This is a genomic window from Dickeya oryzae (assembly GCF_009372235.1).
GTDB lineage: Bacteria > Pseudomonadota > Gammaproteobacteria > Enterobacterales > Enterobacteriaceae > Dickeya > Dickeya oryzae.
In genome coordinates this window covers 1-4,692 of sequence record NZ_SULL01000025.1, presented here as the reverse complement: position 1 = coordinate 4,692, position 4,692 = coordinate 1, and the positions used below count along the sequence as shown (strand labels likewise).

Here is a 4,692-nt window from a genome sequence, read left to right as displayed (position 1 = left end):
GCGTTGTCGATCTGGTCGAATGCACGAGCCTGGCCACCGTAGGTTTTTGCCAGAACGGTAGTGATGGCAGCGGTCAGCGTTGTTTTACCATGGTCAACGTGGCCGATAGTACCGACGTTAACGTGCGGTTTTGTACGTTCAAATTTTTCTTTAGACATCGATTGTCCCTCTAAGACACGGATAAATCGGTGGTATCACCACATCAACCAAGCAATTACTTGCTGAGCTTTTAACAGAAAGAAAATCAGGAGGAAAATAAAGAAGTGGTGCTGATAGGCAGATTCGAACTGCCGACCTCACCCTTACCAAGGGTGCGCTCTACCAACTGAGCTATATCAGCACATCTAATTGGAGCGGGCAGTGGGAATCGAACCCACATCATCAGCTTGGAAGGCTGAGGTAATAGCCATTATACGATGCCCGCATCCTGGAACTCGGCTACCTGATTTCTCTGTATAACATCAAAGCAAGGTACAATTTATATTGTTACCTTGCTTTTTTCGATCCGGTTTTCTTATCACTACCGCATCGATTGCATCCTGTTGCCAGGATTGAATTTGGTGGTGAGGGAAGGATTATTCGTTGCTTCGCGCCTCACCCGTCGGGCCGCGCTACGCACATTGTCTCGCGTTGCTCGACTCGAACCTTCTTGAAGGTTCTCACCTTCCCCAACATGACTTATTTGGCTTATCACATTGGTTCAGTCGCTTTTACGACTTGAATTTGGTGGTGGGGGAAGGATTCGAACCTTCGAAGTCTGTGACGGCAGATTTACAGTCTGCTCCCTTTGGCCGCTCGGGAACCCCACCTGATTGTATGTACTTGATGGTGCCGGCTGCCGGAATCGAACTGGCGACCTACTGATTACAAGTCAGTTGCTCTACCTACTGAGCTAAGCCGGCATCAAGTGCTGCGCATTCTAGGCAGAGGGGCCGGTCTATGCAACAAAAAAATTGCCAAAAATGCGCTATCGCTTAGATTTTGCACAAAATCGAATGCTGTTTCACATTACTGTCAGTTATTCGTGCAAATAAACATCAGGATACACACCGAAAGCCGCTTGAACAGGTGGTTTTCCAGACACTCGTTCAATGATATGCCACTTGTTATTGTTGGCTCTTTTGCGCATCGCAACTCATCCCCGAAAGCAACATTAATCCTCTTTAGGCACTCCGGAGTACGAGATTAGGTATTTAGTCACTTTTATATGCATTACGCCTGCATCACGACTGCAGACTGATAGCCATCGCATGAGAATATCTTCCAGTCTTGCACCGTATAGCACATATGCTTCTATACTGTTCATCCTGATGCCTTTATCACAGGTATCAGGGCCGATGCAGATTTTTGCTTCTTTTCCTGACCCCCATGGTGGTAACCTGCCTGCTGGACGATAAATTATTATCAGGAAAGGATGCTGTGGCTGTTACCTGTCCAGCTTTCCGGTGTCTCAGTTTCATGCACTGAAACCTGGCTGTTTCCCTTCCTTACCGGTAGCGTCAAGCAGAAACACATTTATGACTAATAAAGCGCAATCTTTCGCCACGCCTTATCTTCAATTCAATCGCCAGCAGTGGGCCAACTTACGAGATTCGGTACCATTGACCCTGACTGAAGACGAAATCATCAAACTTAAGGGCATTAACGAAGATCTGTCTTTAGATGAGGTTGCAGAGATTTATCTGCCGTTGTCTCGTCTGCTGAATTTCTACATCAGCTCCAACTTACGGCGCCAGGCAGTACTGGAACAATTCCTGGGAACCGACGGGCAGAAAATTCCCTATATCATCGGTATTGCTGGCAGTGTTGCCGTAGGGAAAAGTACAACGGCACGAGTGCTTCAGGCATTACTCAGCCGCTGGCCAGAACATCGTAAAGTTGAGCTGATTACTACCGATGGCTTTCTTCATCCGAATAAAGTGTTGCAACAAAAGAATCTGATGAAGAAGAAGGGATTCCCTCAGTCGTACGACATGCATAGTCTGGTGAAATTCGTCTCTGAAATAAAATCGGGCGTTCCTTGGGTAACGGCACCAACATATTCACATTTGACCTACGATATTGTTCCTGACTGCAATAAAGTTATAGAGCAGCCAGATATCTTGATCCTTGAAGGACTAAACGTATTACAAAGCGGAATGGACTATCCTCACGATCCTCATCGTGTTTTTGTATCCGACTTTGTGGATTTCTCAATTTATGTCGATGCACCGGAAGATCTTCTGAAAAGTTGGTATATCAACCGTTTTCTGAAATTCAGGGAAGGGGCTTTTACTAATCCAGATTCTTACTTCCACAATTATGCAAAGCTGACAAAAGAAGAAGCCATTAATATCGCCTCACAGTTGTGGTTAGAGATTAATGGACTGAATTTAAAGCAAAATATATTACCAACGCGTGAGCGAGCCAGTCTGATTATGACAAAAAGTGCTAATCATGCCGTCGAATGTGTTCGTTTAAGAAAATAAAATAGAGGGGGATATTACCCCTCTATTATTTACCATCCACGCAAGGAAATTTCACCACCGATATAGGAACGAATTTCACCATCCTGCTCCAGTAGCAGAGCACCCTGGTTATCAATGCCCTTATCAACTCCAACTATTTCACGGTTGCCGACAATTAACTTCACTGTACGGTTATAAAAATTATCCAGTGAACTCCAGCGAGAAATAAAAGGGGCCAGTCCTTGCTGTTCATAAACCGCTAATGCTGTACGCAGTTCTGTGATAAGTTTTACAGCAAGACTATTACGGTCAATATCGATCCCGGCCTCCTGTAAATTAATCCATTCTTGATTGATCACATTTGAACCCGATGAATTCATTCGCAGGTTAATGCCCGCACCAATTACCAGATGTGCTGCATCACCTGTTCGGCCATTTAACTCTACGAGGATGCCAGCCAGCTTCCTGTCATTCAGATACAGATCATTAGGCCATTTTACTCGTACCCCTTCAGCTCCCAACTGGTGTAAAGCCTCGGCCATAACGATACCGATCACCAGACTGACACCAACTGCAGCGGCTGGCCCTTGTTCCAGGCGCCAATATAGGGATAAATAGAGGTTACTGCCAAAAGGAGAAAACCATTGCCGTCCACGCCGCCCTCGCCCAGCCTGCTGATACTCGGCAATGCACGCATCACCTGATGATATTGAGTCAAGACGATCCAAAAGATATTGGTTGGTAGAATCAATAACAGGTAAAACAGCAATATTACCGTCGGGTATTTTTGAGCAGATCTCATCTGCATCAAGCAACTGAATCGCAGAGGAAAATGAGTAACCTTTCCCAGTTACCGTATATACATCCAGCCCCCACTCTCTAATAGTCTGGATATGTTTATTGATAGCGGCACGACTCATCCCCATCAGTTCACCGAGGTATTCTCCCGAGTAGAACTCCCCATCAGAAAGAATAGAGATTAGCTTTAACGGGACGGTATAATCTTTCATGACAACGCCCCCACCGCATCGACTTCACCTCGTGCAGCAATAAAACGCACTTCAGGCTCAAGCCACACATCAAATTTTGCGGCAACTTGATTCCTGACATAGCGTGCCAGCGCAATCAAATCATCACTGCTTGCACCACCTTTATTTACCAGCACAAGCGCTTGCTTATCATGCACAGCAGCCTGACCTATCTGATACCCTTTTAACCCACATTGATCGATCAACCAGCCTGCCGCTAGTTTTACATCACCCGTTGGTTGGGGGTAATGAGGTGCATTCGGATAATGTGTCAAAATATGCTCAGCAATGACTGAGGGAACAACCGGGTTTTTGAAGAAACTTCCAGCATTCCCCATTACTTTAGGGTCGGGCAATTTACTTCGCCTCATCTGGCAGACAGCATCAAACACATCTCTTGACGTCACGGTCTTTGGATCAAGCCGGGTCAGATCACCATATTCCAGAATAGGTTTCCAATTCTTGGATAGACACAACCCTATAGCAATAATGGCAAACCCATCCTGATATTCATGTTTAAAAATACTATCGCGGTACCCAAATCGGCACTCCTGCGCATTAAGTCGGTTCACCTCACCGGTATTAAGATTCAGTACATCGACATAGGCACAGACATGTTTTAAATCCACCCCGTAAGCACCGATATTCTGAATAGGAGCAGACCCAACACATCCCGGAATTAAGGCAAGATTCTCTAAACCAGCAATCTGATGTGCTAACGTATATTCCACTAACTGATGCCAGTTCTCACCAGCCCCTACATGGAGCATCCATTCAGATTCGGTCTCATCGACCTCAATGCCCTTGAGCCGATTGATAAGGACAATACCGTGAAAATCCCCAAGGAAGAGTATATTGCTCCCTTCTCCCAATATTAGCGTTGGTAACCCATGCCGACGAGCGCGCTGCCACTCAGACAACAGTTCTGTTGTATTTTCGATAATGACAACATCTGTCGCAAAAGCCGATAGGGAGAAAGAATTGAATGCTTGGAGAGATATGGCAGAACTCGTCATGGCGCTAAATACCCAGTAAACAGTTAGTCATAGTCTAACTGATCCTGAGTCATTATTGAGGGATGTTTTATTCGCAAATCGCGCCGAAAACGTTAGATACCGGAAGTGATTACCCGGAGGATTAACGCGGCCGCCCGGGTTGCAGGCATAAAAAAACCCCCGGCGCTAACCGGGGGTTCTCTGTTTGATGCCTGGCAGTTC

General features: G+C 45.9%; 4 protein-coding genes, 4 tRNA genes and 1 other RNA gene. 1 reads left to right on the top strand and 8 read right to left on the bottom strand.

What is annotated here, in order from left to right; genetic code table 11:
- The 6 genes from FAZ14_RS20130 to FAZ14_RS20105 form a co-directional block, all read right to left on the bottom strand.
- On the bottom strand, nucleotides 1-158 hold a 158-nt coding region (locus tag FAZ14_RS20130; RefSeq protein WP_235914610.1), incomplete at its 3' end, for a GTP-binding protein.
- Nucleotides 159-264: 106 nt separating this feature from the next.
- Nucleotides 265-340, bottom strand: a tRNA-Thr gene (locus tag FAZ14_RS20125).
- A 9-nt stretch (nucleotides 341-349) separates the two neighbouring features.
- A tRNA-Gly gene (locus FAZ14_RS20120) sits at nucleotides 350-424 on the bottom strand.
- A 134-nt stretch (nucleotides 425-558) separates the two neighbouring features.
- Nucleotides 559-683, bottom strand: a non-coding RNA gene (locus FAZ14_RS20115) — RtT sRNA.
- A 41-nt stretch (nucleotides 684-724) separates the two neighbouring features.
- A tRNA-Tyr gene (locus tag FAZ14_RS20110) sits at nucleotides 725-809 on the bottom strand.
- Nucleotides 810-826: 17 nt separating this feature from the next.
- A tRNA-Thr gene (locus FAZ14_RS20105) sits at nucleotides 827-902 on the bottom strand.
- 615 nt (nucleotides 903-1,517) lie between these two features.
- Here FAZ14_RS20105 and coaA point away from each other — a divergent pair.
- On the top strand, nucleotides 1,518-2,468 hold the full coding sequence (gene coaA, locus FAZ14_RS20100) for a type I pantothenate kinase (RefSeq protein ID WP_016943962.1): 951 nt from the start codon (nucleotides 1,518-1,520) through the stop codon (nucleotides 2,466-2,468).
- A gap of 29 nt (nucleotides 2,469-2,497) precedes the next feature.
- On the opposite strand, the gene birA is transcribed toward coaA, so the two are convergent.
- Entirely contained in the window at nucleotides 2,498-3,457 is a 960-nt protein-coding gene (gene birA, locus FAZ14_RS20095) for a bifunctional biotin--[acetyl-CoA-carboxylase] ligase/biotin operon repressor BirA (protein WP_016943963.1), read from the bottom strand.
- Nucleotides 3,454-4,491 (bottom strand): UDP-N-acetylmuramate dehydrogenase, encoded by a 1,038-nt coding sequence (murB, locus tag FAZ14_RS20090; protein WP_016943964.1) that lies wholly within the window; start codon nucleotides 4,489-4,491, stop codon nucleotides 3,454-3,456. Before murB ends, birA begins: the two co-directional genes overlap by 4 nt.
- Between the last annotated feature and the right edge of the window lie 201 nt (nucleotides 4,492-4,692).

Bases quoted from the DNA above. Each gene is read 5' to 3' on its own strand.
- birA (WP_016943963.1), bottom strand. From the start codon at position 3,457: ATGAAAGATTATACCGTCCCGTTAAAGCTAATCTCTATTCTTTCTGAT.
- coaA (WP_016943962.1), top strand. From the start codon at position 1,518: ATGACTAATAAAGCGCAATCTTTCGCCACGCCTTATCTTCAATTCAAT.
- murB (WP_016943964.1), bottom strand. From the start codon at position 4,491: ATGACGAGTTCTGCCATATCTCTCCAAGCATTCAATTCTTTCTCCCTA.